Annotated in this window: 25 protein-coding genes, 1 tRNA gene and 2 pseudogenes; 15 read left to right on the plus strand and 13 right to left on the minus strand. The window is 72.3% G+C overall.

The features are described 5' to 3' along the window. Positions 1–16: 16 nt before the first annotated feature. The 5 genes from AC0665_RS11280 to AC0665_RS11300 all read right to left on the minus strand — a co-directional run bounded on the left by AC0665_RS11280 (position 17) and on the right by AC0665_RS11300 (position 4,991). Entirely contained in the window at positions 17–544 is a 528-nt protein-coding gene (locus AC0665_RS11280; RefSeq protein WP_363117016.1) for an NUDIX hydrolase family protein, read from the minus strand. Between the two features lie 85 nt (positions 545–629). After that, a complete protein-coding gene (locus AC0665_RS11285) occupies positions 630–1,757 on the minus strand; it encodes an amidohydrolase family protein (protein WP_478704869.1) in 1,128 nt (375 codons plus the stop codon). Between the two features lies 1 nt (position 1,758). Then, positions 1,759–3,162 (minus strand): glutamine synthetase family protein, encoded by a 1,404-nt coding sequence (locus AC0665_RS11290; protein WP_478704870.1) that lies wholly within the window; start codon positions 3,160–3,162, stop codon positions 1,759–1,761. A gap of 46 nt (positions 3,163–3,208) precedes the next feature. After that, on the minus strand, positions 3,209–4,021 hold the full coding sequence (locus AC0665_RS11295) for an SAM-dependent methyltransferase (RefSeq protein ID WP_366049715.1): 813 nt from the start codon (positions 4,019–4,021) through the stop codon (positions 3,209–3,211). 151 nt (positions 4,022–4,172) lie between these two features. Then, entirely contained in the window at positions 4,173–4,991 is an 819-nt protein-coding gene (locus AC0665_RS11300) for a hypothetical protein (protein WP_478704871.1), read from the minus strand. Between the two features lie 182 nt (positions 4,992–5,173). Here AC0665_RS11300 and AC0665_RS11305 point away from each other — a divergent pair, with 182 nt between their 5' ends. The 7 genes from AC0665_RS11305 to AC0665_RS11335 are packed head-to-tail and all read left to right on the plus strand — an operon-like array spanning position 5,174 to position 12,207. After that, positions 5,174–5,908 (plus strand): helix-turn-helix domain-containing protein, encoded by a 735-nt coding sequence (locus AC0665_RS11305; protein ID WP_478606015.1) that lies wholly within the window; start codon positions 5,174–5,176, stop codon positions 5,906–5,908. A 52-nt stretch (positions 5,909–5,960) separates the two neighbouring features. Further along, on the plus strand, positions 5,961–7,286 hold the full coding sequence (locus AC0665_RS11310; protein ID WP_478606011.1) for a M24 family metallopeptidase: 1,326 nt from the start codon (positions 5,961–5,963) through the stop codon (positions 7,284–7,286). Continuing rightward, positions 7,286–8,263 carry a thiamine pyrophosphate-dependent dehydrogenase E1 component subunit alpha gene (locus AC0665_RS11315; RefSeq protein ID WP_478606008.1) on the plus strand — a complete coding sequence of 326 codons (978 nt, stop codon included), beginning with the start codon at positions 7,286–7,288 and terminating at the stop codon, positions 8,261–8,263. The genes AC0665_RS11310 and AC0665_RS11315 overlap by 1 nt, the downstream gene beginning before the upstream one ends. Then, complete coding sequence (locus AC0665_RS11320; RefSeq protein ID WP_468632524.1) at positions 8,251–9,231, plus strand: alpha-ketoacid dehydrogenase subunit beta; 981 nt, start codon at positions 8,251–8,253, stop codon at positions 9,229–9,231. Before AC0665_RS11315 ends, AC0665_RS11320 begins: the two co-directional genes overlap by 13 nt. A 41-nt stretch (positions 9,232–9,272) precedes the next feature. After that, complete coding sequence (locus tag AC0665_RS11325; RefSeq protein WP_478704872.1) at positions 9,273–10,643, plus strand: amidohydrolase family protein; 1,371 nt, start codon at positions 9,273–9,275, stop codon at positions 10,641–10,643. Beyond that, a complete protein-coding gene (locus AC0665_RS11330; protein ID WP_478704873.1) occupies positions 10,640–11,521 on the plus strand; it encodes a cupin domain-containing protein in 882 nt (293 codons plus the stop codon). The genes AC0665_RS11325 and AC0665_RS11330 overlap by 4 nt, the downstream gene beginning before the upstream one ends. Then, complete coding sequence (locus AC0665_RS11335) at positions 11,518–12,207, plus strand: SDR family oxidoreductase (RefSeq protein WP_468404078.1); 690 nt, start codon at positions 11,518–11,520, stop codon at positions 12,205–12,207. The genes AC0665_RS11330 and AC0665_RS11335 overlap by 4 nt, the downstream gene beginning before the upstream one ends. Before the next feature lie 28 nt (positions 12,208–12,235). Here the strand turns inward: AC0665_RS11335 and AC0665_RS11340 are convergent, their stop codons facing one another. From AC0665_RS11340 to AC0665_RS11355, 4 genes are read right to left on the minus strand one after another with little or no spacing between them, the layout of a single operon-like run. Beyond that, positions 12,236–12,883, minus strand: a complete 648-nt coding sequence (locus AC0665_RS11340; protein ID WP_478704874.1) for an endonuclease — start codon at positions 12,881–12,883, stop codon at positions 12,236–12,238. A 3-nt stretch (positions 12,884–12,886) separates the two neighbouring features. Further along, complete coding sequence (locus AC0665_RS11345; protein ID WP_363116748.1) at positions 12,887–13,231, minus strand: DUF3140 domain-containing protein; 345 nt, start codon at positions 13,229–13,231, stop codon at positions 12,887–12,889. A gap of 51 nt (positions 13,232–13,282) precedes the next feature. Next, entirely contained in the window at positions 13,283–13,759 is a 477-nt protein-coding gene (locus tag AC0665_RS11350; protein ID WP_478704875.1) for a Dps family protein, read from the minus strand. After that, a complete protein-coding gene (locus AC0665_RS11355; protein WP_468404084.1) occupies positions 13,756–14,013 on the minus strand; it encodes a WhiB family transcriptional regulator in 258 nt (85 codons plus the stop codon). The genes AC0665_RS11350 and AC0665_RS11355 overlap by 4 nt, the downstream gene beginning before the upstream one ends. 173 nt (positions 14,014–14,186) lie before the next feature. Between AC0665_RS11355 and AC0665_RS11360 the strand changes: the two genes are divergently transcribed. Both AC0665_RS11360 and AC0665_RS11365 read left to right on the plus strand, forming a co-directional pair. Further along, positions 14,187–15,374 (plus strand): thiolase family protein, encoded by a 1,188-nt coding sequence (locus AC0665_RS11360; protein ID WP_468632532.1) that lies wholly within the window; start codon positions 14,187–14,189, stop codon positions 15,372–15,374. Between the two features lie 77 nt (positions 15,375–15,451). Further along, positions 15,452–16,225: a sulfite exporter TauE/SafE family protein gene (locus AC0665_RS11365; RefSeq protein ID WP_478704876.1), complete on the plus strand. Its 774-nt coding sequence runs from the start codon at positions 15,452–15,454 to the stop codon at positions 16,223–16,225. Between the two features lie 2 nt (positions 16,226–16,227). Here AC0665_RS11365 and AC0665_RS11370 read toward each other — a convergent pair whose 3' ends face one another. Next, the gene (locus AC0665_RS11370; protein ID WP_478605990.1) at positions 16,228–17,028 is read right to left on the minus strand and encodes an HAD-IIA family hydrolase; all 801 of its coding nucleotides are present in this window, start codon (positions 17,026–17,028) and stop codon (positions 16,228–16,230) included. A gap of 86 nt (positions 17,029–17,114) precedes the next feature. Here AC0665_RS11370 and AC0665_RS11375 point away from each other — a divergent pair, with 86 nt between their 5' ends. Continuing rightward, complete coding sequence (locus AC0665_RS11375) at positions 17,115–17,855, plus strand: cobalt-precorrin-6A reductase (protein WP_478704877.1); 741 nt, start codon at positions 17,115–17,117, stop codon at positions 17,853–17,855. Positions 17,856–17,860: 5 nt separating this feature from the next. On the opposite strand, the pseudogene AC0665_RS11380 reads toward AC0665_RS11375, so the two are convergent. The 3 genes and pseudogenes from AC0665_RS11380 to AC0665_RS11390 form a co-directional block, all read right to left on the minus strand. Then, positions 17,861–19,321 (minus strand): annotated as a pseudogene (locus tag AC0665_RS11380) (MFS transporter); the annotation flags it as partial. A gap of 232 nt (positions 19,322–19,553) precedes the next feature. After that, on the minus strand, positions 19,554–20,324 hold the full coding sequence (gene cobF / locus AC0665_RS11385; protein ID WP_478605982.1) for a precorrin-6A synthase (deacetylating): 771 nt from the start codon (positions 20,322–20,324) through the stop codon (positions 19,554–19,556). Positions 20,325–20,435: 111 nt separating this feature from the next. Next, entirely contained in the window at positions 20,436–20,975 is a 540-nt protein-coding gene (locus tag AC0665_RS11390; protein ID WP_478605979.1) for a DUF309 domain-containing protein, read from the minus strand. Between the two features lie 98 nt (positions 20,976–21,073). Between AC0665_RS11390 and AC0665_RS11395 the strand changes: the two genes are divergently transcribed. The 5 genes and pseudogenes from AC0665_RS11395 (at position 21,074) to AC0665_RS11415 (ending at position 26,721) form a co-directional block, all read left to right on the plus strand. Continuing rightward, positions 21,074–21,147: transfer RNA gene (locus tag AC0665_RS11395), tRNA-Pro, on the plus strand. Positions 21,148–21,311: 164 nt separating this feature from the next. Further along, positions 21,312–22,895, plus strand: a complete 1,584-nt coding sequence (locus AC0665_RS11400; protein ID WP_478704878.1) for an FMN-binding glutamate synthase family protein — start codon at positions 21,312–21,314, stop codon at positions 22,893–22,895. 14 nt (positions 22,896–22,909) lie between these two features. Continuing rightward, a complete protein-coding gene (locus AC0665_RS11405; protein ID WP_478605974.1) occupies positions 22,910–24,673 on the plus strand; it encodes a thiamine pyrophosphate-dependent enzyme in 1,764 nt (587 codons plus the stop codon). A gap of 114 nt (positions 24,674–24,787) precedes the next feature. Then, entirely contained in the window at positions 24,788–25,630 is an 843-nt protein-coding gene (locus AC0665_RS11410; RefSeq protein ID WP_468632544.1) for an RNA polymerase sigma factor SigF, read from the plus strand. Positions 25,631–25,738: 108 nt separating this feature from the next. Beyond that, positions 25,739–26,721, plus strand: a pseudogene (locus tag AC0665_RS11415) (aldo/keto reductase). Positions 26,722–26,724 lie beyond the last annotated feature (3 nt).

The following is a 26,724-nucleotide window of genomic DNA, read 5'->3' on the forward strand; positions in this document are numbered from 1 at the left end:
CGTCAGGTGCGGCGGGTCAGCCCACGCAGCCCGCGTGCGCCAGCGCCTGCTTCAGCAGGACTCCGTGCCCGCCCGGCATCTCGCTCTGCACCGCTTCCGAGACGGCTTCCTGCGGGCTGAACCACACCAGGTCGAGCGCGTCCTGCCGGGGCCGGCAGTCGCCCGTGACCGGCACGATGTAGGCGAGGGACACCGCGTGCTGGCGCGGGTCGTGGTAGGGCGTGATGCCCTGCGTCGGGAAGTACTCCGCGACCGTGAACGGCTGGAGCGACGCCGGGACGCGGGGCAGCGCGACCGGGCCGAGGTCCTTCTCCAGGTGGCGCAGGAGGGCGTCGCGGACGCGTTCGTGGTGCAGCACACGGCCGGAGACGAGTGTCCGGCTGACCGTGCCGTCGGGGCCGATGCGCAGCAGCAGGCCGACGCTGGTGACTTCGCCGCTGTCGTCGACGCGGACCGGGACGGCCTCGACGTACAGGATCGGCATGCGGGCGCGTGTCATCTCCAGTTCGTCGGAGGACAGCCAGCCGGGCGTGGTTTCGGTCATGTCTGACATTGCTTGATCATACTTTCAGCCGTTCGGACTTCCTGGGTAGCCGCTTCAGGAGAACTGTGACCGGCCACACGCCCGTTCAATCGTCCTCCGGCAGTCCGTAGAGCCGCAGGGCGTTCTCCCGCCCGGTCCAGCGCACGATCCGCAGCGCGTCGGCCGGGGCCAGCTCGTCGGCGTCCACCCGCTGCTGGAGCAGCTCGGCCAGCCCCTGCCGGAACGCGAGCGCCCCGAGGTGGTGGAACTCGGGCACACCGTAGGCGTCGGAGCTGTACAGGAGTTTGCGGAACGGTGTGATCTCCAGGGCCTCGGCGAGGACCGCACCGGCCCGGGCGGGGCCCACGTGGTGGAGGGTGAGGCCGACGTCGAGGTACACCTGCTCGAAGACCGCCGCGAGATAGGCCGCCTGCCGCTGGTAGGGCCAGCAGTGCAGGAGCAGGACCGGGATCGTGCCGGCGGTGAGGTGCAGCCAGTCCGTGAGGTGGGCCGGGTCGACCCGGTGCAGCCGGATGTCGTTGTCGCCGAACCCGGTGTGCAGCTGGAGCGGCAGGCCGAGGTCGACGGCGGTCCACAGCAGGTGCCGCATGAGGACCGGGTCGTCCAGGCGGCCGCCGCGCGCGAGCCAGGACCGCGCCGCCCCGGCGACCTCCGCCCGCGAAGGACGGGCCGGGTCCAGGTCGAAGCCGGTGCGGTAGGCCGCCACCGACTTCACGGCCACCACGCCGGGCCGCCGCACGGCGTCCTGCGCGGCCGCACGGAACACCTCCGCGTACGCGTCCGGTTCGACGCCCGCGGCCCGCACCGACTCCGCGACGCCTTCCAGCCGTACGACCTCGTACGACGTCCCGCCCGCCGCCTCGGAGATCTCCCGCGGCGTGGTGATGTGCTCGGGGGCGTAGCCCGTGTCGACGCAGAAGACGCCCGTGCCCGAGGCCCGCAGGAAGCGGCGCTGCACCTCGCGCCAGCCGAGGTCCCGGCGCCGGGCGAGGTACTCCTCGGCGGGGGCGTGCCGGGGCAGGTCCAGCAGGGGAGCGCAGTGGCGGCGCACGGCCACCCCCACGGGGCTGTCGAAGGGCGAGACGCCCGGCCACGCCTCGCCCTCCGTGAGGAGGGACTCGAAGGCCTCCCGGCCGAGGTCGGCCGTCACCGTGCCGTGGCAGTGGTGGTCGACCAGCCGCAGCGAGTCGAGCGCCTCGCGGACGGTACTCATCTCAGTACTTCCAGCGGTACGCCGCCGCCACCCGGTCGTCGTCCAGCCCGGCGACGGACGCCGCTTCCGCGAGGCGGACGGCGATCACCGCGTCGGCCAGGACCGGGCCGAGGGCCGTCCGCAGGACGTCGTCCGCGCGGAACTCCTCGACGGCCCGCTCCAGGGAGTCCGGCAGCCGCCGCACGCCCCGGGCCGCCGCCTCCGCCTCACCCAGGCGCGCCGGGTCCCCGGTGGTCTCCTCGGGCAGGGCGGCGGACGACGTCAGGCCGTCCAGCCCGGCGGCGATCAGTGAGCCGATGGCGAGATAGGGGTTGGCGGCCAGGTCGACGGGCTTGATCTCCAGGTTGGCCGCCCGGTCGCGCAGGCCCGTGGTGCCCTTGACGACGCGCAGCGCGGTCTCCCGCGTCTCCAGGCCCCAGGCGGTGAACACCCCGGCCCACTGCGAGGGCCTGAGCCGCAGGTAGCTGGCGGGGCTCGGGGCGGTGACGGCGGTGAGGGCGGGCAGGTGGGCGAGGACGCCGGCCGTGAACGACTCCGCCCGGGCCGTCATGCCGTGCCGGCCCGCGCCGCCGGAGTGCAGATTGACCCCGTCGCGCCAGGCGGACAGGTGGACGTGCCCGCCGTTCCCGACGCCTTGGTCCACGACGGCCGGGGCGAAGGAGACCTTCAGCCCGTGCCGGCCCGCGACCGCCCGGACGGTCTGCCGGACCAGCACGCTGAGGTCGGCCGCCGCCACCGGATCGAGGGCACCCACCGAGATCTCGAACTGCCCGGCCGCGTACTCGGGATGGACCTGCTCGACGTCGATGCCCTGGGCCGCGCACGCCGCCAGCAGGCCGGCGGTGAAGTCGCCGAGCTCGATCTGCCGGGCCGCCCCGTACGCGGGTCCGGTCGTGGCGGGCACGAACGTGTCGCCGGGGGCGTCGCCCCGGGCCACGGTCCACTCGATCTCGACGGCCGCCTTGAAGGTGAGCCCGTGCCGCTCGGCCGCCTCGGTGACGATCCGGCGCAGGAACGTGCGGGTGCAGCCGGGGTGCCGCGCGCCGTCCTGGGTGATCCGGTCCACCGGCGCCCACGCCCAGCCGGGCTGCCCGGCCAGGACGACGAGCCGGTCCAGGTCCGGGTAGAGGCGCAGGTCGCCGTCGGGAGAGCCGAGGACGTCGGTGGTGACGACCAAGTCGTTCGCCAGGAAGGTGTCGAACACCGGTGACATGCCGACGCCCCAGGCCGCGGCGGAGGCCAGCCGGGCCGTCGGGACGGTCTTCACCCGGGAGATGCCCGCGGTGTCGACGTAGGCCAGGACGACGCCGTGCACACCCCGGCCGGCCAGTTCGCCGCCGAGCGCGGTGGCACGCTCGACGTCGCCGGGCCTGCCGCCGGGCACGGGATCGGCCAGGGTCGTCATGCGTCCTCCGCGGTTCTCGTGGTTCCTGCGGTGGGGGCGGCGTGCGTCAGGGCTTCACGGCCACCGCTCCGTACTGCGGCACCAGCACGGCCGAACCGGGCTCGGCGCGCCACTGCCCGCACGACACCATGCCCGGCTCCAGCACCTCCAGCCCCTCGAAGAAGGCGGCGATGTCCGTGCCGGAGCGGGCGGTGATCGGGGGAGTGGCGTTCTCGTTCCAGAACTTCATGGCCGGGATCTGGCCCGCGCCGCCCAGCTCGTCGTCGAAGGTCGGATGGGTCAGGACCAGGAAGCTGCCGGAGGGCACCGCGGCCATCAACCGGCGCACGATGTCCCGGGCCTTGTCGGCGTCCAGGACGAAGTTGAGGATGCCCAGCATCATCACGGCGACGGGCTGCGTGAAGTCGAGGGTCTTTCCCGCCCGTTCGAGGATGGCTTCGGGGTCGTGCACATCGGCGTCGATGTAGGAGGTGACGCCGTCGTGGGTGCCGGTCAGCAGGGTGCGGGCGTGCACCAGCACGATCGGGTCGTTGTCCACGTAGACGATGCGCGAGTCGGGGGCGAGGCGCTGGGCGATCTCGTGGGTGTTGTCCGCCGTCGGCAGTCCCGTGCCGATGTCGAGGAACTGCCGCACACCGCGCTCACCGGCGAGGAACGACACGGCCCGGCCGAGGAAGTCCCGGTCGGCGCGGGCGATGTCCCGGATGATCGGGAACATGCCGGCGACCTGCTCGCCGACCCGCTGGTCGACCTCGTAGTTGTCCTTGCCGCCGATCCAGTAGTTCCACACGCGCGCGTTGTGCGCCACACCGGTGTTCAGCCTCGCCGACCCGCCTGAAGGGGTGTGGCCATCACTCACGACTCGTCCTCTCCTCGCACTCGCACGAACGACCGAAACCGGTCATCGCCGCCATTGTGCCGCTCCATTGATCACGCTGTCCCGCGAATCGGCGGAGCGGACCCGGAGGTCGGTGCGGGTGCGGGAACGGTGGATTGCCGTTCCAGCCGCGTCAGTCGGTGGGGCTCGCGGCGGGCGACTTCCCGGCCAGGACGTCCTTCAGACGCTGGGTGCCCTGCCGCACCGCCTGCTGGGCCGAGTCGTTCTCGTCGCCGTCGAGTCCGCCCGCCGTGACGGTGATCGCGTCGTCGCCGACCCGGACGGCCGCGACGTCCAGGGTCAGCGTGGCCTCCTCACCACCGGTCGAGCCCTGCACCGTCACGCGCAGGCCCTGACGGGCGTCGCCCACCTGGGGCAGCGAGATCTCGACGACCTGGACGGTGCGCCGCTCCTTGCCGTCGGTCACGGTGAACTGGTCGCACTTCTCCGGCAGGGTCGCCATCCAGTTCAGGGAGTCCTGCGGGTCGGTCCGGTCGTAGGAGGCCACCTGGTACAGCAGGCGCGAGTCGCCCTGCCGGAAGCCGCGCAGCTCGGACGCGCCCGACGGCCTGCCCAGCAGATCGTCGTCGAACAGGGAGTCGAGGAGCCGCCGGCAGTCGGACGCCTGGGCCTTGGCGGTGAGGAAGTCGGAGACGTCGACCGTGCCGATGAGCAGGCTGTCGTGCCAGCTCTTCGCCTCCGTGTCCTTCACCTGGGTCCAGTCGTCCTCGATGTCCGCCTCGGTGATCAGCGCGGTCCGGGCGCCGTCCGTGGAGAGCGTGGCGGTGGGGGAGGGGGTCTGCCGTTGCGCTGCGGCCCGGGACGCGGTGACGCCCTGGACGCGCGTGCCCTCCGTCCCTGCGTCGTCCGAGCAGGCGGCGGTGGAGAGCAGCGTGCCCGCCGCCAGGGTGGAGGAGAGAACGCGGACGAGCCTGGCCGGACGACGGGTCATCGGGAGTGCCTCCTGAGAGCGTGACGCGTGCCCTCAGGGCATCACCGCCGCCCATGGCCCACCACCGGCGTCGGACCGTTCGGGTGAGGTCGCCACGGCACGGACCCCACCGGCTCCTGGCGCGAGCGCTCACACGCGCTGTTCAATGGAGCTGCACAGTCGCCCGAGCCGAGGAGCCGCCCGTGTCATCCGCCGTCGTGCCGCCCGTCGGCGCGCGCATCCGGCAGGCGCGCCTGGAGCGCGGCACGAGTCTGCGCGCGCTGGCCCGGGAGGTCGGTGTGTCGGCGAGTCTGGTGTCGCAGATCGAGACCGGCAAGAGCCAGCCGTCCGTCAGCACGCTGTATGGGATCACCACGGCGCTGGGGATCTCCGTGGAGTCGCTCTTCGACGCGCGCGAGGATGCCGGGGAGGGTCTCGGCCAGGCGGCCGGTGAGCGAGCGGGCCGGAGGGCCGCCGAGCCGGTCCGGGCGGGAGCCGGGGCCTCTCCCGCCGACACGTCCCCCGCCGTCCTGCGGCGCGTCCCCGCCGCCGTGCCGCACGCCCTGGCCGCCTTCGCCGCCGATCCGGGGCGGCGGATCGGGCCCCTGGTCGGCGCCGGCGGGCGCGAGACGCTGGAGCTGGACTCGGGGGTCGTGTGGGAGCGGCTCGGGCGGGTCCCGGGCGCGGAGGCCGACTTCCTGCTGGTGACGTACCGGCCCGGCGGCTCGTCCTCCGGCTCGGGCGCGCTGATGCGGCACCCCGGTACCGAGTACGGCTATCTGACCTCCGGCGAGCTGATCCTCACCCTCGCCTTCGAGGAGTACACGCTGCGGCCGGGCGACGCCGTCTGCTTCGAGTCGACGACCCCCCACCGCTACCGCAACGATGGAGAGGTACCGGCCGTGGGCGTCTGGTTCGTCTCCCATGATGTTCAGTGACACTTGACACCCACCGCACTCGGGCGTTCACTCCGAAGTGGGGGTGGTCGCCATGGCGATCCGCACATATGGCCCCAACGCCGTCGACTGGGAAGAGCGCGTCGACCTGGACCGGCTGCGCGGACAGCGGCTGGCCCGGCTGCACGAGTCGCTGAACCGTTCGGAGCTCGGCGCGGTGCTCGGCTTCGACTTCGCCAACATCCGCTACATGACGGCCACGCACATCGGCACCTGGGCGATGGACAAGCTGATCCGCTTCGCCCTGCTGGTACGCGACGGCGAACCGGTCGTCTGGGACTTCGGCTCCGCCGCCCGCCACCACCAGCTGTACAACCCGTGGCTCGACTACAGCGACGGCAAGGGCGGCCCGCCCACCGGCGCCCGCGCCGGCATCTCCACCCTGCGCGGGGCCTTCCACCCGGAGGCGGGCATCGCCGAGGACGTGGCCGCCAGGATCGCCGCCGAGCTGCGCGACCACGGCCTGGCGGACGAACCCCTCGGGGTCGATGTCGCCGAGATGCCGGTCCTGGCAGCGCTGCGCGCCGAGGGCATCGACGTCGTCGACGGGCAGCAGGTCTTCCTGGAAGCCCGCCGCGTCAAGACCGGCGACGAGATCGCCCTGCTCACCCAGGCCTGCGCCATGGTCGACGCGGCCTACGAGGAGCTGTACGGGCATCTGCGCCCGGGGGTGCGTGAGAACGAGTGCGTCGGCCTGGTCAGCAAGGTGCTGTACGACCTCGGCAGCGAGTACGTCGAAGGCGTCAACGCCATCTCGGGCGAGCGCTGTTCACCGCACCCGCATGTCTACAGCGACCGGTTGATCCGCCCCGGCGACCCGGCCTTCTTCGACATCCTGCACAGCCACCTCGGCTACCGCACCTGCTACTACCGCACCTTCGCCGTGGGCAGCGCCTCGCCCGCGCAGCGGGACGCCTACGTGCGCTGCCGGGAGTACATGGACGAGGCGATCGCCCTGGTCCGGCCGGGCGCCACCACCGCCGACATCGTGCGGGTCTGGCCGCGCGCCGAGGAGTTCGGCTTCGCCGACGAGACCGCCGCCTTCGCCCTCCAGTACGGCCACGGCGTCGGCCTGTCCATCTGGGAGAAGCCGATCTTCAGCCGCCTGGTCTCCCTCGACCACCCCGAAGTCCTCGAAGAGGGCATGGTGTTCGCCCTGGAGACGTACTGGCCGGCCGCCGACGGCTGGTCCGCCGCCCGCATCGAGGAGGAGCTGGTCGTCACCGCCGACGGGTGCGAGGTCATCACCAAGTTCCCGGCGGAGGAACTGCTCGTCGCGGGCCGCAAGTACTGGACCGTGGGCGGCGAGCTGAACACGCGGCGCGAAGCGCAGTCCCACCTCAACACCAAGGAACGCTGATGGACGCCACCGCCCTTCTCGACCGGTACGAGCGGATGAACGTCATCCGCCGGACGGAAAAGGCCGCCCACGACCTGTTCCTGCGAGGTCTGGTGAAGGGCACCACGCATCTGGCCGCCGGGCAGGAGGCGATCGCCGTGGGCGCGAGTGCCGCGCTGTGCCCGGACGACTATGTGTTCGCCACCTACAGGGGCCACCACCACGCCCTGGCCCGGGGCGCCACGCCCGAGGAGTGCCTCGCCGAGCTGATGAGCCGGGCGACCGGCCTGTGCAAGGCCAAGGGCGGCTCCATGCACCTGACCAAGGCGACGACCCACATGCTCGGCTCGTACGCCATCGTCGGCTCCCACCTGCCGATGGCGGTGGGAGCGGCCTGGTCGGCCCGGCTGCGCGGCACCGGGCAACTCGCGGTGGCCTTCTTCGGTGACGGCGCGACCAACATCGGCGTCTTCCACGAGTCGCTCAACCTGGCCGCCGTGTGGAGACTGCCGGTGCTGTTCGTGTGCGAGAACAACCTGTACATGGAATACACGCCGATCGCCGACGTCACCTCCGTGCCCCGTCCCGCGGCCGACCGGGCCCCCGCCCACGGCATCCCGGGCGAGGTCGTCGACGGCAACGACGTCGTGGCGGTCGAGGAGGCGGTGGGGCGGCTCGCGCGGCGGGCCAGGGCGGGAGACGGGCCCGCCGTGCTGGAGGCCGAGACCTACCGGCACTTCGGGCACAGCCGCGCCGACCCGGCGGCCTACCGTCCGGCCGAGGAGGTCGAACGGTGGCTCAAGCACGACCCGCTGGACCTCGCGCGGGGACGCCTGGCCGAACTGGGCGTGGCCGAGGAGACGCTCGCCGAGGCCGACGAGCGGGCCCGGGCCGTGGTGGAGCGGGCCGTGGAGGCGGCGAAGGCGGCGCCGCCGCCGGATCCGCGCTCGGCACTGACCGACGTGTGGGCGGACGGAGGTGCCACATGGCGGACGTGATCACCTACCGGGAAGCGGTCGCCGAGGGCATCGCGCGCGAGATGCGCCGGGACGCGTCGGTGGTGTGCCTGGGCGAGGACATCGGGGCGGCCGGCGGGGTGTTCAAGACGACGACCGGGCTGTGGGAGGAGTTCGGTCCCGAGCGCGTCCGGGACACGCCCATCTCCGAACAGGCCATCATGGGCGCCGCGATGGGCGCCGCCATGACCGGCATGCGGCCCGTCGTCGAGATCATGTTCTCCGACTTCCTGGCCTGCTGCTGGGACTACCTCGCCAACGAGATCCCCAAGGTCCGCTACATGACCGGTGGTCAGGTGACCGTGCCCCTCGTCGTACGCACCGCCAACGGCGGCGGGCTCGGCTTCGGTGCGCAGCACAGTCAGGCCACCGAGAACTGGGCGCTGACCGTCCCGGGGCTGAAGATCGCGGCGCCGGCGACACCCGCCGACGTCATCGGCATGATGGCGGCGGCGATCCGCAGCGACGACCCGGTGGTCTTCTTCGAGCACAAGGCACTGCTCGCGACCAAGGGCCCACCGCCGCCGCCCGGTCACCTCGTCGATCTGGGCCGGGCCGCGGTCGTCCGCGAGGGCGCCGACGTCACGCTCGTCGCGCTCGCCTCGACGGTGCCCCTGGCCCTGTCGGCCGCCGGGGTGCTGGCGCAGGAGGGCATCGAGGCGGAGGTGGTCGACCTGCGCTGTCTGGTCCCGTTGGACGCCGCGACCGTCCTCGGCTCGCTGCGCAGGACGTCCCGGCTCGTCACCGTCGAGGAGAACCCGTACCAGGGCGGCTGGGGCGCCACCGTCGTCTCGATCGCCGCCGACGAGGGATTCGGCCTGCTGGACGCACCCGTGCGGCGGGTGGCGGGGGAGTGCGTCCCGCTGCCCTTCGCCGACGCGCTGGAGGAGCAGGTGGTCCCCACCGTCGACAAGCTCGTCACGGAGGTCCGCCGCCTCGCCGCCTACTGAGCTGCACATCCGCCACCGCACACCCCATGGGAGGAAGCGCGATGACCACCAGGACACTGCTGCGCTCCGGTCACGTGATCTCGATGGACCCGGACATCGGGGACATGCCCCAGGGGGACGTCCTCGTCGAGGACGGCAGGATCGCGGCCGTCGAGCCCGAGATCAGCGCCGACGCCGAGATCCTCGACATGACCGGCCGCATCGTGATCCCCGGCTTCGTCGACACCCACCGCCACACCTGGGAGGCCCCCATCCGGGGCGTCGCCCCCGACGCCACCCTCGACGACTACTTCGTCGACATCCTCGACACCTTCGCCCCGCTGTACACGCCCGAGGACGTCTACGCCGGCAACCTCGCGGGCGCGCTGGAGTGCCTGAACGCCGGCATCACCACCCTCGTCGACTGGTCGCACATCAACAACACCCCCGAACACCCCGACGCGGCGATCCAGGGCCTGGCGGAGTCCGGCATCCGGGCGCGGTACGCGTACGGCAGCGCCAACACCTCCCTGGCGGACTACTGGTTCGACAGCACGATCGCCCTTCCGGCGGACGACGTACGGCGGATCCGGTCGGCGCACTTCGCCTCCGACGACGGCCTGCTGACCATGGGGCTGGCCACCCGCGGCCCCGGCTTCTGCGTCGACGAGGTCGTCACGGCGGAGTGGGCCATGGCGCGCGAACTGGGCCTGCCGATCACCGTGCACGTGGCCATGGGACGGCTGGCCGGCCGCTTCGGCATGGTGCGGCGACTGCACGACCTGGGGCTGCTCGGACCGGACACCACCTACGTCCACAGCTGCTACCTCAGCGGCGAGGAGTGGCGGATGGTCGCCGACAGCGGTGGCACGGTGTCGGTGGCGCCGCAGGTGGAACTCCAGATGGGGCACGGCTGGCCGCCCGTGATGCAGGCGATCGAGCACGGTCTGCGGCCCTCGCTCAGCGTCGATGTCGTCACCACGGTGCCCGGCGACATGTTCACCCAGATCCGCGCGGCCTTCGGCGCCGAACGCGCCCGTGTCAACGCCGACTGCTGGCAGGCCAACATGCCGGCCCCCGACACCATGCTGACGGCGCGTCAGATGCTGGAGATGGCCACGGTCAACGGCGCCCACGTCGCCGGTCTCGAGGACGTCACCGGCTCCCTGACCCCCGGCAAGCGCGCCGACGTCGTCGCGATCGACGCCACCGCCCCGAACGTCACCCCCGTGCACGACGCGACGGCCGCCGTGACCCTGTGCGCCGATGTGTCCAACGTGGACACCGTCCTCGTCGACGGCGTCCTCCGCAAGCGCGACGGCAGGCTCCTCGGTGACACCGCACGCGCCCTGCGGCTCGTCGGCGAGTCCCGCGACCGGCTCCTCGCGGCGAAGGAGGCCAAGGGGGCCGAGGGGGCGAAGGCACCGGCATGACGCATCACCTGGTGCGCCGCGCCGCCGAGCTGCCGGAGACGCCCCACGACGGCCTGGGACACCGGCGCCGGGCCCTGGTCGGCGAGGAGGACGGCAGCGTCCACACCGGCTTCGGCCTGTGCGAGCTGCTCCCGGACGGCCGGATACCCGCCCATGTGCACTCCTACGAGGAGACCTTCCTCGTTCTCGACGGGGCCGTGGTCCTCGATGTGCCCGAGGGCTCGTACCTGCTGGTGGAAGGCGACTACGGCCTGCTGCCGACGGGTGTTCCGCACTCCTGGCGCGGGGCCGGGGGCACCGGCGGCCGCTGGGCCGACATGCTGGCGCCGGTGCCGCGCGCCCGCTACGGACACGACACCCAGGCCGTGCCGGACCTGCCCGCGCGCGAGCCGGTCCGGGTGGACGTCCGCGACCCGCGCACCCGTTCCTTCGGCCATTTCGAACCCGCCCAGATGGACCCCGGCAAGCAGTCGCAGGACCTGCTGGCCGTCACGGCGAGCATGCGGACCGCGCTGCTGGTCTACAGCGGGATCACGGTGAAGATGATGATCGACGGCGATCTGGGCGCGGTCGCCTCGACGATGTTCATGGTGCAGTACGCGTCCGACGGGGTCATCGGCACCCACGACCACCCCTTCGAGGAGACCTATCTGATCCTGGAGGGTGTGGCCGAGGCGAGTCTCGACGAAGAACGGTATCGGCTGGAGCCCGGCGATCTGGCCTGGGCGGGCGCCGGATGTGTGCACGGTTTCGTCAACGCGGGGCAGGGGCCGCTGCGCTGGCTGGAAACCCAGGCGCCGCAACCTCCGGCCCGGCACTCGTACCGGTTCACGCGGGACTGGGACTACCTGCGCGCGGCACTGGAGGAGACATCATGAGCAGTGTGCTGGTCGTCGGCGGAACGTCCGGGATCGGGCTGGAGTTCGCCCGGTCGCGGGCCGGAAACGGAGACGACGTCGTCCTCACCGGCCGCGACACCCGGCGGGCCGAAGCGGTCGCCGAAGAGGTGGGCGCCCGTGGACTCGCCCTCGACCTGGCCCGGCCGCTGGAGATCGCGGCGGCCCTGGCCGGCCTGGGGCGCGTGGACCATCTGGTCATCGCGGGCGTCTCCCGCGACGACAACAAGGTGAGCGAGTACGACATCGACGCCGCCCTGCGCCTGGTCACCCTCAAACTCGTCGGCTACACCGAGGTCGTGCACACGCTGCGCGGCCGGCTGCACGAGGACAGCGCCATCGTGCTGTTCGGCGGCCAGGCCAAGGAGCGCCCCTACCCGGGCGCGACGACGGTGGCGACGGTCAACGCGGGGGTGCGGGGGCTGATGAACTCCCTGGCCGTGGAACTCGCTCCCCTCCGGGTCAACGCCGTGCACCCCGGTGTCGTGGGCGACAGCCCGTACTGGCAGGCCAAGCCGGAGAAGGTGCTCGCCGCGCTGCGCACCGAGACACCGACGGGGCGGCTCGCCGCGATGGCGGACGTGGTCGACGCGGTGGACTTCCTGCTGCGCAACCGGTCGGTCAACGCGGTGGAACTGACGGTGGACGGGGGGTGGTTGCTCGGGTGAGGGCCTGCCGGTGCGGGGAAGCCGGCTGTCACCCGGCGCGCCGCAGAGTGTCTTCCACGACTTTCCCGTCCATCGCCGCCCGCACCAACGCGGCGGCGAGGACGGCCGGGCCGGTGTCCCCGGCCAGTTGGGTCAGGCGCTCGGGGTCCCTCGGCAGATTCAGCCGTTCGGCGCCGTCGAGGGCCTTGGCGTCCAGGTAGGGCGCCACCTCCGGCCAGACGCCCTGTGCCTCGCGCAGGAAGATGCCGGCTCCGGCCGGCCCCACGCCGGGGAACTCCTGGAGCAGGCGGAGCAGTTCGGAGACCTCGCCGTCCGCCTCGCGGCGCAGCCGCCGCAGGTCGCCGGCCCACCGCTCGTTCAAGAGCACGGCGCCGTCCCCGAGTTGGGTGGCCGTGCGTTCGTCGTAGCGCCGGTAGCCGCCCCGGCCCAGCGCGTCGATCCGTTCCCGCCGCCCGGATCGCGCCATGCGCCGCGGATCGCGCAGCCCCGCCTCGTGCAGGGCACGGGCGGTGGCCAGCGCGATCGAGCCGCGGATGCGGGCACCGAGCAGCTGGGACAGCACCAGCAGCCGGTACAACGGCTGCGGGGTGTCCTTCAGCTCGATGCCGGCCTCGGCGGCGTAGGTCCGGCCGTGCGCGCCGACGAGTTCCCGTACCACGCGCTCCTGGCGGCCCAACGCCTATCCCTTGAGCGGGTCGTGCCCGACCGTCATCAGCCGGTGCCGGCGGCGGGTGTCCTCGGCCGTCACCTCGGGCTCGGGCTCGTTCTCCAGGTCCACCTGGTCGGTGACCGTGTCCACGACCTTCCGCATCACGCGCAGGTCGTCCTCGGTCAGGTCGGTGCGCCGCTTCTGGAGGATGGCCAGCACATGCTGCCCGGTGGCCGAACCCGCCTGGTCCGGCAGCGGCTCGGTGGCCTCGCCGGCGTCACGCACCCGCAGCCAGGCCGCGAGCTCCTGCGAGGTCATGTTCACCACGCGGTGGAAGTCCTCCCACAGCGCGTCGAGTTCGAGGGCGTCGGTCATCGTCTGCCCCTTCCGTGCGTAGGTCGATGCTCGGTGCCGTTCTCCCGCCGGTCAGCGGGGGAAGTTTTCGGCGTCGAACATCCACCGCTGCTTCTCCAGCTCCGCGGTGATGCCGATCAGCAGATCCTGGGTGACCGGGTCCGCCTTCTCGGTCGTGTCGATGCGCTCACGCAGCCGGCCCACGGCCTCCCGCAACGCGTCCACCATGACCTGCACGGCGTCCGAGTCGCGCACCCAGCCCTCCTGAGGGGCGGGCAGCGTGAAGGCCTTGGCGACGGTCTCCGGGCGGCCGTCCGGCGGGACGCCCAGCGCGGCGGACCGCTCCGCCACGGTGTCGGCGAAGTCCCGCGCCGTGGTCACCACCTCGTCGAGCTGGAGGTGGATGGACCGGAACCGGGGTCCGACGACGTTCCAGTGCGCCTGCTTCCCGACGAGCGAGAGCCCGAGCAGATCCACCAGGGTGTCCTGGAGCGCCTCGCAGGAGACCTTGCGGGCGTCGTCGGGCAGTGTGCTCCTCACAGCCGTCATGGGGCACTTCTCCTTCTCGCGTCGTTCCTGGTCGTCCGGAGCAGTGCGTCGCGCTCCTCCTCGCAGGTGCCGCCCCACACGCCCGAGGCCTGACCGCTGCCCAGCGCGAAGCTCAGGCACGGGTCGGTCACCGGGCAGCGCGCGCAGATGCGCTTGGCGGCGCTCACGTCGCGCAGGGCGGGGCCCGCGCTGCCGACGGGAAAGAACAGCTCGGGGTCCTCGTCCACGCAGGCGGCGCTCCGCAACCACTCCATGAACGCGCGGGTGCCCCGGGCGCACTGGTGCAAACGCGACGCATGAGGTCGTCCGGCCTGCGATTCGATCCGCCGGGAGCGCCGTAAGGCGCAGAATCTTCACAGGCGGCGGGTCGAGGGTCTATAGTCCGAAACTAGCAGTGCTAATTAATGCGCCGTGTGAGGAGCCTCTCGTGCGTCCCGTCCACTTCGCGGCCGCCCGCCGCACCCCCATCGGCAAGCTGCGGGGATCCCTCTCCCCGGTACGGCCCGACGACCTGGCCGCCACCGTCGTCCGCGCCCTGGTCACCGGAGTGCCCGCGCTCGACCCGGCCCGCATCGACGACGTCTACTGGGGCGCCGCCAACCAGGCCGGTGAGGACAACCGCAACGTGGCCCGCATGGCCGCCCTGCTCGCGGGCCTGCCCGACTCCGTGCCCGGCGCCACCGTCAACCGCCTGTGCGCCTCGGGTCTCGAGGCCGTGACCACGGCGGCCCGCACCATCGCCGCCGGCGAGGCCGACGTCGTGATCGCGGGCGGCTCCGAGTCGATGAGCCGCGCCCCTTTCGTCCTGCCCCGCCCCGACGAGGCCCTCCCGCACCGCATGGAGACCGTCGACACCCGCCTCGGCTGGCGCCTGGTCAACCCGGCGATGCGCGAACTGCACGGCCTGCTGGCCATGGGCGAGACGGCCGAGGAGGTCGCCACGCGGTACGGCATCCCGCGTGAACGGCAGGACGACTTCGCACTGCGCAGCCACCGGCGAGCCGCCCTGGCCCGCAAGAACGGCCACTTCGACGACGAACTCCTCCCCGTGGAACGCCCCGACGGCATGGTCGTCGACACCGACGAATGCGTCCGCGAGGACACCTCCTACGAGAAGCTGGCCCGGCTGAAGCCGGTCTTCCGCGACGGCGGCACGGTCACCGCCGGCAACGCCTCGCCGATGAACGACGGGGCCGCCGGCCTGCTCCTGGTCAGCGAGGAGGCCCTGAACGAACTGGGGCTGGAGTCCCTGGGCCGCTACGTCGCCGGGGCCTCGGCCGGAGTCCACCCCGACGTCATGGGCATCGGCCCGGTCCCCGCCACCCGCAAGGTCCTGGCCCGCGCCGGCTGGAGTGTCGGCGACCTGGAGGAGGCCGAGTTCAACGAGGCCTTCGCCGCCCAGGCCCTGGCCTGCGTGGACCAGCTCGGCATCGACCCCGACCTGGTCAACCCCAGCGGGGGCGCCATCGCCCTCGGCCACCCCCTGGGCTGCTCGGGCGCCCGCATCCTGACGACACTGCTCCACCGGATGCGGCGTACCGGAGCGGGACGGGGACTCGCCACCATGTGCGTGGGAGTGGGACAGGGGAGCGCGATCCTCGTCGAACGGCCCTAGCGGAACCGGGCGCGGCCGCCCACCAGGCGAGACAGCGCTCACGGGCCATGTTCGTCGCACATAGCATCGGTGTTCGCATGAACACCATGACGCTCTGGCACATCACCGGCTGGGAGTTCGCCGCCCTCGCCTTCGCGGCCCTGCTCGTCGGCTTCTCGAAGACCGCCGTGAGCGGGGCCAACACGGTCAGCCTCGCCGTCTTCGCCGCGGTGCTGCCCGCCCGCGCCTCCACCGGCGTCCTGCTGCCCATCCTGATCGCCGGGGACCTCCTGGCCGTCGCCACCTACCGGCGGCACGCCCACTGGCCGACGCTGTGGCGGCTGTTCCCGGCGGTCGCCGCGGGCGTCGTCGTCGGCACGGTGTTCCTGCTCTGGGCGGACGACGCCGTCGTGCGGACCTCGATCGGCGCGATCCTGCTGCTGATGGCGGCCGTGACGGTGTGGCGCCGCCGCACCGACGGCAAGGAACAGGAGCCGGAGTCGGTCACCACCCGCTCGGGCCGGCTCAAGGCCCGCTCCTACGGCGTCCTGGGCGGCTTCACCACCATGGTCGCCAACGCGGGCGGCCCCGTGATGTCGATGTACCTGCTCTCCGCGGGCTTCCGCAAGCTCGGCTTCCTCGGCACCTCGGCCTTCTTCTTCCTGATCGTCAACGTCTCCAAGCTGCCCTTCAGCGCGGGCCTCGGCCTGATCGACGGCCGCTCGCTGCTCCTGGACCTGGCCCTGGTGATCTTCGTCGTGCCCGGCGCGCTGCTCGGCACATGGGCGGTGCACCGGATCAACCAGCGGCTGTTCGAGCAGCTCGTCATCGCGGCGACCGTCGTGGGCGGTCTGCAACTGCTGCTGCGCTGAAACTACCGCCGCGCCGACTCCCGCAGCAGCGCCGGAAGGTCCGCGAAGGAGTCGATCACGTGGTCGGGCGTGCCGTCGGCGGCCCGCAGCGTCTCCGGCTGGAACTTCCCGGTCCGCACGAGCACCCCGGTGATGCCGGCCCGCTGCGCCGCCAGCACATCGGACTCCACGTCGTCCCCCACCATCACCGTCCGGTCCGCGTCCGTACCCAGCCGGGTGAGCGCCGACGCGAAGAACGCCCGCGCGGGTTTGCCGGTGATCTCCGCCTCCACCCGGGCGGCACGCTCCAGCCCGGCCAGGAACGCCCCGGAGTCCAGCCGCAGACCCTCCGCCGTACGCCAGTACAGGTTGCGGTGCATCGCCACCAGCCGGGCGCCGCGCTGGAGATGCCCGAAGACCCGGTCGAGCGCCTCGTAACCGAACTCGGGACCTGCCCCGCCGACCAGGACGACGTCCGGCGCGCTGCCGGTGTCGCCTGCCCCGACGACGGTGACACCGTCGAGGTCCTCCGCGATGTCACCGCTGTTCAGCAGCGCGCACCGGGCGCCGGGGCAGTGCTCGGCGAGGTACGCGGCGGTGGCGGCGGGCGCGGTGAGGATGTCCTCGGCGGACACCGCGAACCCCGCGTCCGCCAGCGCCTCGGCGATCGACGCCCGGGTGCGGGAGGTGGTGTTGGTGACCAGCAGGACGCCGAGCCCGGCTTCCCGGATCTCCCGCAACGCCTCGACGGCCCCGGGCAACGGCCGCCAGGACACGGTCAGCACCCCGTCGATGTCCACGAGCACGGCACGCACGGACTCCATGGCAGGACGATAACGACCGGGGGGCGTGATCGCCGGTCGGCACCCGGCAGGACCCCGGCGGAACGGGACCTCGTACGCTCGACGCCGTGTCCCCTCACGTCCTGATCCTCGGCGGCACGACCGAGGCCCGTGCGCTGGCCGCCGTGCTGGCGTCCCGCCCCGGCGTCCGCGTCACGACCTCCCTCGCGGGGCGTGTCGCCGAACCGGGGTCGCTCGACGGGGAGGTGCGCGTCGGGGGCTTCGGCGGGGCCCGGGGACTGGCCGGGTGGCTGCGGGCCGAGGGCGTGGACGCGCTCGTCGACGCCACGCACCCCTTCGCCGAGTCGATCACGGCCAACGCGGCCCGCGCCGCGGCCGAGACCGGCGTACCCGCGGTGGTGCTCCGCCGCCCCGGGTGGCGGCCGGGACCGGGGGACCGATGGCACCAGGTCCCCTCACTGGACGCGGCCGCCGACCTGCTTCCGCGGCTGGGCCGCCGGGTGCTGCTCACCACCGGACGCCTGGGCCTGGCCTCCTTCGCGCACCTGGCGGGACTCCACTTCGTCGTACGGTCCGTGGATCCCCCCGAGCCGCCGATGCCGCCCGACACCCACGTGCTCCTGGCCCGCGGTCCGTTCACCGTCGCGGGTGAGACGGCCCTGCTGCGCGAGCACCGCGTCGACGTCGTGGTGACCAAGGACAGCGGGGGAGCGGCGACGGCGGCCAAACTGACGGCGGCCCGGGACCTCGGGGTGCCGGTCGTGGTCGTACGGCGGCCGCCGCTGCCGGACGGTGTGACGGCCGTACCCGACGTGGAGGGTGTGGTGGAACGGCTCGGACTGGCGTAGCCCGGTCAGACCGAGTGGGCCGTGAGGGACTTCTCGGGGCTGCCCGGCAGTCCGTGGCTCAGGTCCTCCACCAGCAGTCGTTTCGCGATCGCGTCGACGGCGACGCGCAGGTCGCTGTCCGAGGGGCGGCCGATGTCCCGCCCCAGCCGCTCCTCCAGCCAGTCGGCCCAGGCCCGGGTGAGGACGGCGGCCTCGCGCGCGCCCGCCTCGGTGTGGGACAGCAGGGAACCCGCGCGGGTCAGGAAGCCCTCCTCGACCATCCGCTCGAACACCGGCAGCAGCACCTCCGGCGGCAGCCGGCGCCGCGCGGCGATCAGCCCCAGACTAGCGTGGCCCACCATGCGGGTGAACAGCTCGACCTGCATCACCGCCCACGCCCCGGCCACGTCGAGCCGGGTGTCGGACTCCTGGACGATCCGCCGCGCGGTGTCCAGGTCGGTACTGCCGATGATCTTGCCGACGGCGGTCTCCAGCACCCGCCGGGAGTCCGCGCCGCTCGGCGATCCGAACCCCTCGCCCAGGTCGGTCGACCCCGTGCGTGCCGTGTCCCGCAGCCGGACCTCCTTGAGGAACAGGGCGACCAGGAAGCCCAGTGCGGCGACCGGCACCGTCCACAGGAACACGGTCTGGAGCGTGTCGGCGTAGGCACCGACGATCGGGGCGGCCGCGGCCGACGGCAGCTCGTGCACGCCTTCCGGGCTGGTGGCCGCCCGGCTCAGGACGGCCGGATCCAGGTCACCGGCCCGGGCCGCCTGTGCCACGCCGTCGCGGAGGTTGGGCGCCAGCGCGTTGGTGTAGATCGTGCCGAAGACAGCCGTGCCGAACGAGCTGCCCAGCGTGCGGAAGAAGGTCACGCCGGAGGTCGCGGTGCCCAGGTCGGCGTAGTCGACGGTGTTCTGCACCGCGATCGTCAGCACCTGCATGCACAGACCGATGCCGCTGCCCAGCACGAACATGTACAGGGACTCCAGCCCCGAGCCCGTGCCCGGTCCCATGAGCGACATCAGGAACAGGCCGACGCCCATGACCAGCGCGCCGACGATCGGGAAGATGCGGTACCGCCCCGTCTTGCTGACCACGTTGCCGCTGAAGACCGACGCGATGAGCAGTCCCGCCACCATCGGCAGCGTCCGCACGCCCGAGATCGTGGCCGAGTCACCGTCGACGTACTGGAGGTAGGTCGGCAGGTACGTCAGCGCGCCGAGCATCGCGAAGCCGACGACGAAGCTCAGCACCGAGCAGACGGTGAACACCGGGTTCGTGAACAGCCGCATGGGCAGCATCGGTTCGCGCGCCCGCGTCTCCACACGGCAGAACAGGGCGAGGGCGAGGACGCCGCCCACGAACAGCCCGATGATCACGCCCGAGCCCCACGCGTACTCGTTGCCGCCCCAACTCGTCGCCAGGATCAGGGCGCCGGCACCGACCGCGACGAGCGCGATGCCCAGGTAGTCGACGACGGGCCGGGGTCGTCGGCAGGGCCGTGCCGACGATGGTCTGGTCGAGGGCCGCGAGCAGCATCCCCAGCATGATCGTCACGAAGACGACATTGCGTCGACGGGTGTCCAGCACCGGCGGCTGGGAGGCGGGCGGTGCGGTTTCCTCCACGACGGTCACGTCGTCACCTTCACAGCTGTGGGCTACGTGCGCATGCCAGAACGTCCGCACGGGTGCCCGGTGCCGCGCCCGCCGGTCACGTCAGTCGCGGGGGTTGCGGCGCAGCAGATACGTGTCCATGATCCAGCCCTTGCGCTCACGGGCCTCGGCCCGCAACCGCTCGATGCGGGGAGCGGCCTCGGCGATCGGGCCGGAGACGAGGATCTCGTCCGGGGTGCCGATGTAGGCGCCCCAGTAGATGTCCATGTCCTCCCGCGCGTACCGCTGGAAGGTCTGGTGGGCGTCGAGCATCACCACGACGTCGTCCACGCCCTCCGGGAAACCCTCCGCCAGCCGTCGGCCGGTGGTGATCTGCACCGGCCGGGCGACCCGGTTGAGGCCCGTGCGGTGCCGCGCGACGAGCGCCGAGACACTGCTGATGCCGGGCACGACGTCGTACGCGAACGTCACGGCGCCCCGCTCCAGCACCTCTTCCAGGATCCCCAGCGTGCTGTCGTACAGCGACGGGTCCCCCCACACCAGGAACGCCCCGGTCTCCTCCTCGCCGAGTTCCTCGGCGATCAGCCGCTCGTAGATGTCGGCCCGGGCGCTGCGCCAGTCGCCGACGGCGGGGGAGTAGGCCGCGCCCCCGGCGCTGCGGTCCCGCTCCGGGTCACGCGCCTCGACCACGCGGTACGTCCCCTGGGGTACGTGCGCGTCGAGCATGTCCCGGCGCAGCCCCGTGAGGTCCGCCTTCACCTCGCCCTTCTCCAGGATGAAGAACACGTCCGTGCCGCGCAGCGCCTTGACGGCCTGGAGGGTGAGCTGGTCGGGGTCGCCCGCGCCGATACCGATGACATGAATCTTTCGCACGCCCCGAGTGTGCCGCACGGCACTGGGGGCGGCTTCACCGCGGTCGGGGTCGGGGGCCGGCGGCCTTCGAGGGGCCGTCAGGGGCCCGGACCGTGCTGGGCGGCGTCGCCCTCAGCGGCCGACTGCCGCGCCCCGCAGCCGGGGGGCCCGGGTCGCCGCGTCCACCGGGCGGCCGGTGCGCTCCACGTCCCCCGCCAGCTCCCGCGCCCACGCCGCCACGCCCGCGACGTCGATCCCGTGCGGCAGCGCCTGCCCGGAGCCGGTCACCCACTCCTCGGCCGCGCCCGCCCCGCGCCTCAGCAGCCGGGCCCCGCCGGTCAGGTTCCCCCGGGCTGCGTGCGTGAGCCCCACGGCGAGCTGGGCGAGTCCGCGCCACAGCCCGCGCTCCTGGTCGGGACCCGACTTCCACGCGTCCTCGAAGACCTCGTGCGCGTGGAACGGCTTGCCCTCGTCCAGCAGCCGCTGCGCCTCGGTGACGGTCTCCTCGGGGCGGCGGATCACGCCCTCGGGCTGCCGGGGCACCCCGTCACTGCCGTACGGCAGGGGCCGCCCGAGGCCGTCCCGGGGCCGGGCGTTGCGGGCCCGTCCCTCGCTGTCGCGGTCACGTGCGCCGCCCGCCCGGTCCGAGTGCGTCTCTCCTGTGCTGCCCATACGCCGATTGTCCCGCCCGGCCCGCTTTCGGCTTGGCCAGGGGTGTGGGGTAAAGTGCTGTTCGCGCGATCACACGGCTCACCGCCGGTGGCGCGCACCGGGACGTGGCGCAGCTTGGTAGCGCACTTGACTGGGGGTCAAGGGGTCGCAGGTTCAAATCCTGTCGTCCCGACTGGAGACAGTCGGCAGATCGAGGCCGGTCTCGGACACGTCCGGGACCGGCCTTCGGCGTTTCGCGGGACGAAGGGCGATCGGCGTCCCGGCACCCTGCCGCACCTTGCGCTTTCTTGACGAAAGCGCGGGAGTGGAAGACCACCTCGGGGCAATGCGCCAGAGGTGACTCGTATGGTGATCGTCGCCCTGACTCTGGCGGCCGGCATCCTGGCGGCCTGTGCCGCGGCCGCTGCGTCGCCCTGGTGGTGCCTGGCCGCCGTACCGCTCGTCCTGCTGGGTCTGCTGGGTGCGGCGGACCTGATCCAGCGCCGGCATTCGGTGCTGCGCAACTATCCCGTTCTGGGGCACGCGCGCTTTCTTCTGGAGAAGATCCGCCCTGAGCTCCAGCAGTACTTCATCGAGCGGAACTACGACGGGCGCCCCTTCGACCGGGATGTCCGCACCATCGTCTACGAACGGGCGAAGGGCACGGACGCCGAGCAGCCCTACGGCACCGAACGGGACGTGTACGAGCCCGGCTACGAGTTCCTGGTGCCCTCGATGGCGCCGTGCCCGGTACCGAAGACACCTCCGCGGGTGCCCGTCGGCGGCCCCGACTGCCGCCGCCCGTACGACATGGCGCTGCTCAACGTATCGGCGATGAGCTTCGGCTCCCTGTCGGCCAACGCGATTCTGGCGCTCAACGGCGGAGCGGCGGCCGGTGGCTTCGCCCACGACACCGGTGAGGGCGGCCTTTCGGAGTACCACCTGAGGCCCGGAGGGGACCTGATCTGGGAGATCGGCACCGGATACTTCGGCTGCCGCACCCGGGACGGCGACTTCGACCCTGCCGAGTTCGCCGACAAGGCGGCGCACGATCACGTCAAGTGCGTGTCCCTGAAGCTCTCCCAGGGGGCCAAACCGGGCATCGGCGGTGTCCTGCCCGGTGCGAAGGTCAATGCCGAGATAGCGAAGGTGCGAGAGGTGCCCGAGGGCCGGACGGTGATCTCACCGCCGTATCACAGGGTCTTCTCCACCCCGCGCGAACTGGTCCGCTTCATCGCCCGGATGCGGGAGCTGTCCGGCGGCAAGCCCACCGGATTCAAACTGTGCGTGGGCTCGCGCCGGCAGTTCCTCGCCGTGTGCAAGGCCATGCTGGCGGAGGGCACGGCCCCCGACTTCATCGTGGTGGACGGCGGGGAGGGCGGCACCGGAGCCGCCCCGCTGGAGTTCGCCGACCACGTGGGGGCCCCGCTGACCGAGGGCCTGCTCACCGTGCACAACGCCCTCGTCGGCGCGGGCCTGCGCGACCACGTCAGGATCGGGGCGAGCGGCAAGATCGCCACCGGGACCGATCTGGTGAAACGCCTGGCGCAGGGCGCCGACTACGGCAACGCGGCGCGGGCGATGATGTTCGCCGTCGGCTGCATCCAGGCTCAGCGGTGCCACACGAACACCTGCCCCACCGGCGTGACCACCCAGGACCCCCGGCGTGCCCGCGCCCTCGACGTCCGCGACAAGACGCCGCGCGTCCAGCGCTTCCAGGAGGCGACCGTGGCCAGCGCCCTGCAGATCATGGCGTCCATGGGTGTCACCGACCCCGCCGGGCTGCGCCCGCACATGCTCCGCCGACGCATCGATCCGCACACCGAGCGTTCCTACGAGGAGTTGTACGAATGGCTCGAACCGGGACAATTGCTCGCTGAACCACCCGCTGCCTGGGCGGCCGACTGGCAGGCCGCCGACCCCGACCGATTCACCGTCTGACCTGGAGGACTCAAGTGGCCCGCACCGTCGCCCGCGTCATCGTGGACGCACTCAGCGAACTCGGCGTGCGCCAGGTGTTCGGCGTGGTGGGAGACGCGCTGAATCCCCTGACGGACGCCATCCGCACCACCGAGGGCCTGGAGTGGGTGGGCTGCCGGCACGAAGAGGCGGCGGCGTTCGCCGCGAGCGCCCAGTCGCAGCTCTCCGACACCCTCGGCGTCTGCATGGGCACGGTCGGACCCGGTTCCGTCCACCTGCTCAACGGGCTGTACGACGCCGCCAAGAGTCACACCCCCGTCCTGGCCATCGCCGGTCAGGTACCGCTCGCCGAACTCGGCACCGACTACTTCCAGGAAGTCGACAACGACGCCCTCTTCCACGACGTGGCCGTGTTCCGCGCGACCGTCACCTCTCCCGGCCAGCTGCCGCAGATGCTCGAGACGGCCGTGCGCCACGCCCTGGGCCGCAAGGGCGTCGCCGTCCTGACCGTGCCCGGCGACCTGGGTGAGCGCGAACTGGAGCCGGACCGCCCGGCCCGGTTCTCCCTGAACGCGCCGCTCAGTCGGCCGGAGGAATCCGCCGTGCGGCGGGCCGCCGGGCTCCTGGACCGGTCCGAGCGGGTCACGCTGCTCGTCGGACGAGGCGCACGCGGGGCGCGCGAGGACGTGCTGGCCCTGGCCGACCGGCTTGCCGCGCCCATGGTGCTCACGCTCAAGGCCAAGGAAGGCTTCGAAGGCGACGGCAACCCGTTCCAGGTCGGCCAGACCGGGCTGATCGGCAACCCGGCCGCCGCGTCCGCCCTGCACGACGCGGACACCTTGCTGCTCCTGGGGACCGACTTCCCCTACCGGGACTGGTATCCGCAGGGGAAGACCGTCATCCAGGTCGACACCGAGGCCGCCCACATCGGGCGGCGGGTACCCGTCGACGTCGGCCTCGTCGGTGACACGGGAGTGACCGTCCGCGACCTCCTCACCCACCTCGCCGCCGCGCCCGGTGAAACGGAGGGCGGCCGTGACCGCTCGCACCTGGAGAAGGCACGCGAGCGCTTCGAGCAGTGGCGCGAGGGCCAGGCGCGGCTGGCCGACCCGGCCCACGACAAGGGCCTGATCGGCCGCGTGCGCTCCTCGCTGGACAACCGCACCCACGACATCCGGCCGGAGGCCCTGGCCGCCGTGGTGGACCGGCTGGCCGACGACGACGCCGTCTTCACCTCCGACACGGGCATGGCGACGGTGTGGCTCTCGCGATTCGTCGAGATGCGCGGCGAGCGGCGGCTCATCGGCTCCTACAACCTCGGCTCCATGGCCAACGCCATGCCGCAGGCGCTGGGCGCCCAGTGCCTGGATCGCGAGCGGCAGGTCGTGGCCTTCTGCGGGGACGGCGGGCTGAGCATGCTCCTCGGCGACCTCATGACCCTGAAGACGCATCGCCTCCCCGTGAAACTCGTCGTCTTCGACAACCGCCGGCTGGGCATGGTCAAGCTGGAACAGGAACAGGCCGGGCTCCCGGAGTTCGGCACGGTCCTGGACAACCCCGACTTCGCGGCGGTCGCCACGGCCATGGGCATCACCGGGATCCGCGTGACCGATCCCGCCGACGTGGAGCAGGCCGTACGGCGCGCCTTCGACACCCCCGGGCCGGTCCTGCTCGACGTGCTCACGAACCCGGACGAGATCGCGGTGCCGGCCAAGCCGACCGTCGAGCAGGGGTGGGGGTTCGCCGTGGCCAAGGTCAAGGAGATCGTGCGCAGCCACGGGGACGACAGCACGCCGTGACGCAGTCGCACAGATTTTCCAAGCCCAGGCATGTATGCCGTGGGCCGGGGTAAGCGGGCGGACGTCGGTGAGTGAGCCGCCCGGCAGGAGGGCGGCCAAGGGGAGGGGCGCATCATGGGGACGACGACCGTGCGGAACGCCGCGCAGGCAGTGGACGTGCCGGAGATCGCCGACCCTTCCCAGGTCGCGCCCAGGGACGCGCGGGAGCTGTCGAAGCTGTTCTTCCAGCAGCTCACGATGCTGGAGGAGGGGACGCCCGAGTACCAGTACGCGCGCAACACGCTGATCGAGATGAACATGTCCCTGGTCCGCTACGCGGCCGGCCGGTTCCGCAGCCGGGGGCCGGAGGAGATGGAGGACATCGTCCAGGTCGGCATGATCGGCCTGATCAAGGCCATCGACCGGTTCGAGCTGTCGCGCGAGGTGGAGTTCACCTCCTTCGCCGTCCCCTACATCGTGGGGGAGATCAAGCGGTTCTTCCGCGACACGTCCTGGGCCGTGCACGTCCCCCGGCGGCTTCAGGAGGCCCGCGTCCAGCTGGCCCGGGCCAACGAGGAACTGCGCAGCCGTCTGGGCCGGACACCGACCACCAAGGAACTGTCCGAGCTCATGAGCCTGCCCGAGAGGGAGATCGTCGAGGCCCAGCTCGCCTCCAACGGCTACACGTCCGCCTCCCTCGACGCCACGATCAGTGGCAGCGAGGACGGTGAGGCCGCCCTCGCGGACTTCATCGGAGGCGAGGACGCGGCGCTCGACCTGGTCGAGGACTTCCACGCCCTCGCGCCGATGATCGCCGAACTCGACGAGCGCGACCGCAAGATCATTCACTGGCGCTTCGTCGAGGAGCTGACCCAGGCCCAGATCGCCGAACACCTCGGGGTCTCCCAGATGCATGTCTCCCGCCTGATCACCCGCCTCCTGACCCGCCTGCGCGAAGGAATGCTCACCACCCAGTGAAGCCCCGGAGCCTCCGGCCGGCAGGGTGCGCCCTTGCCTTCGAGAGCACTCCAGGCTGAAGACTCCCTCCGTACCCCGAATCCCGGGGCCAAGGAGGGAGCGAGACCCATGAAGTACCGCACGATCGGCACCGACCCCACCACCCGCCGCGACGTGAGCGTCCTCGCGCTCGGCGCGATGCTGTCGGCTCCGTGACGGACGAGGAGACCTCCTTCGCGGTGCTCGACCGCTACGTCGAAGCCGGCGGCAACTTCATCGACACCTCCGACAACTACGCCTTCTGGGCCGACGGCGGTCAGGGCGGCCAGAGCGAGGAGCTCCTCGGCCGCTGGCGGCGCAGTCGCGGCATCGGGGACGAGATCGTCATCGCGACCAAGCTGGGGGCCCGCCCCCTCGCCCCCGGCACCGGCTACGTGGACAACGCCGAGGGCCTATCCGCGAAGGTGATCCGCGAGTCCGCGGAGCGCAGCCGCGAGCGGCTCGGCCTGGAGAAGCTGGACCTGCTGTACGCGCACATAGAGGACCGGACCGTCCCGCTCCAGGAGACGGTCGAGGCCTTCGCGGAACTGGTCGCCGAGGGCACCGTCGGACTGCTCGGCGTGAGCAACCACGCCGTCTGGCGCGTCGAGCGGGCCCGGGCCCTCGCCGCCCGCGCCGGACTCCCCGGTTACGAGATCCTCCAGTACGCGCACACCCACCTGCGCCCCCGCACCGACGTCCCCGACGCCCTGTTCCCGTACGGCAGCCTCGGCCACGCGGGTCCCGACCTGCTCGACTACCTGAGGACCGAGCCCGGCCTGACCCTCGTCGCCTACTCGCCCCTGCTGAAGGGCGCCTACGGCCGGCCGGAGCGGCTGCCGGCCGACTTCGACCACCCCGGCACCCCGGCCCGGCTGGCGGCACTGGGTGACGTGGCCCGCGAAACCGGCGCGAGCGTCAACCAGGTCGTGCTCGCATGGCAGATCGGCGGCGAACTGCCCGTCGTACCGCTGGCCGGTGTCTCCTCGGTGGCGCAGCTGGAGGAGAACCTGGCGGCGGTGGAACTGGAGCTCACTCCGGAGCAGCGGGCCCGGCTGGACGCGGCGCACTGACAC

This window comes from Streptomyces sp. NPDC043685, assembly GCF_056436585.1.

Excerpts from the sequence above, each read along its gene's own strand:
- AC0665_RS11280 (WP_363117016.1), bottom strand. The coding sequence starts at position 544 with ATGACCGAAACCACGCCCGGCTGGCTGTCCTCCGACGAACTGGAGATG.
- AC0665_RS11285 (WP_478704869.1), bottom strand. The coding sequence starts at position 1,757 with ATGAGTACCGTCCGCGAGGCGCTCGACTCGCTGCGGCTGGTCGACCAC.
- AC0665_RS11290 (WP_478704870.1), bottom strand. The coding sequence starts at position 3,162 with ATGACGACCCTGGCCGATCCCGTGCCCGGCGGCAGGCCCGGCGACGTC.
- AC0665_RS11300 (WP_478704871.1), bottom strand. The coding sequence starts at position 4,991 with ATGACCCGTCGTCCGGCCAGGCTCGTCCGCGTTCTCTCCTCCACCCTG.
- AC0665_RS11310 (WP_478606011.1), top strand. The coding sequence starts at position 5,961 with ATGGCGATCCGCACATATGGCCCCAACGCCGTCGACTGGGAAGAGCGC.
- AC0665_RS11315 (WP_478606008.1), top strand. The coding sequence starts at position 7,286 with ATGGACGCCACCGCCCTTCTCGACCGGTACGAGCGGATGAACGTCATC.
- AC0665_RS11320 (WP_468632524.1), top strand. The coding sequence starts at position 8,251 with ATGGCGGACGTGATCACCTACCGGGAAGCGGTCGCCGAGGGCATCGCG.
- AC0665_RS11325 (WP_478704872.1), top strand. The coding sequence starts at position 9,273 with ATGACCACCAGGACACTGCTGCGCTCCGGTCACGTGATCTCGATGGAC.
- AC0665_RS11330 (WP_478704873.1), top strand. The coding sequence starts at position 10,640 with ATGACGCATCACCTGGTGCGCCGCGCCGCCGAGCTGCCGGAGACGCCC.
- AC0665_RS11335 (WP_468404078.1), top strand. The coding sequence starts at position 11,518 with ATGAGCAGTGTGCTGGTCGTCGGCGGAACGTCCGGGATCGGGCTGGAG.
- AC0665_RS11345 (WP_363116748.1), bottom strand. The coding sequence starts at position 13,231 with ATGACCGACGCCCTCGAACTCGACGCGCTGTGGGAGGACTTCCACCGC.
- AC0665_RS11350 (WP_478704875.1), bottom strand. The coding sequence starts at position 13,759 with ATGACGGCTGTGAGGAGCACACTGCCCGACGACGCCCGCAAGGTCTCC.
- AC0665_RS11355 (WP_468404084.1), bottom strand. The coding sequence starts at position 14,013 with ATGGAGTGGTTGCGGAGCGCCGCCTGCGTGGACGAGGACCCCGAGCTG.
- AC0665_RS11365 (WP_478704876.1), top strand. The coding sequence starts at position 15,452 with ATGAACACCATGACGCTCTGGCACATCACCGGCTGGGAGTTCGCCGCC.
- AC0665_RS11370 (WP_478605990.1), bottom strand. The coding sequence starts at position 17,028 with ATGGAGTCCGTGCGTGCCGTGCTCGTGGACATCGACGGGGTGCTGACC.
- AC0665_RS11390 (WP_478605979.1), bottom strand. The coding sequence starts at position 20,975 with ATGGGCAGCACAGGAGAGACGCACTCGGACCGGGCGGGCGGCGCACGT.
- AC0665_RS11410 (WP_468632544.1), top strand. The coding sequence starts at position 24,788 with ATGGGGACGACGACCGTGCGGAACGCCGCGCAGGCAGTGGACGTGCCG.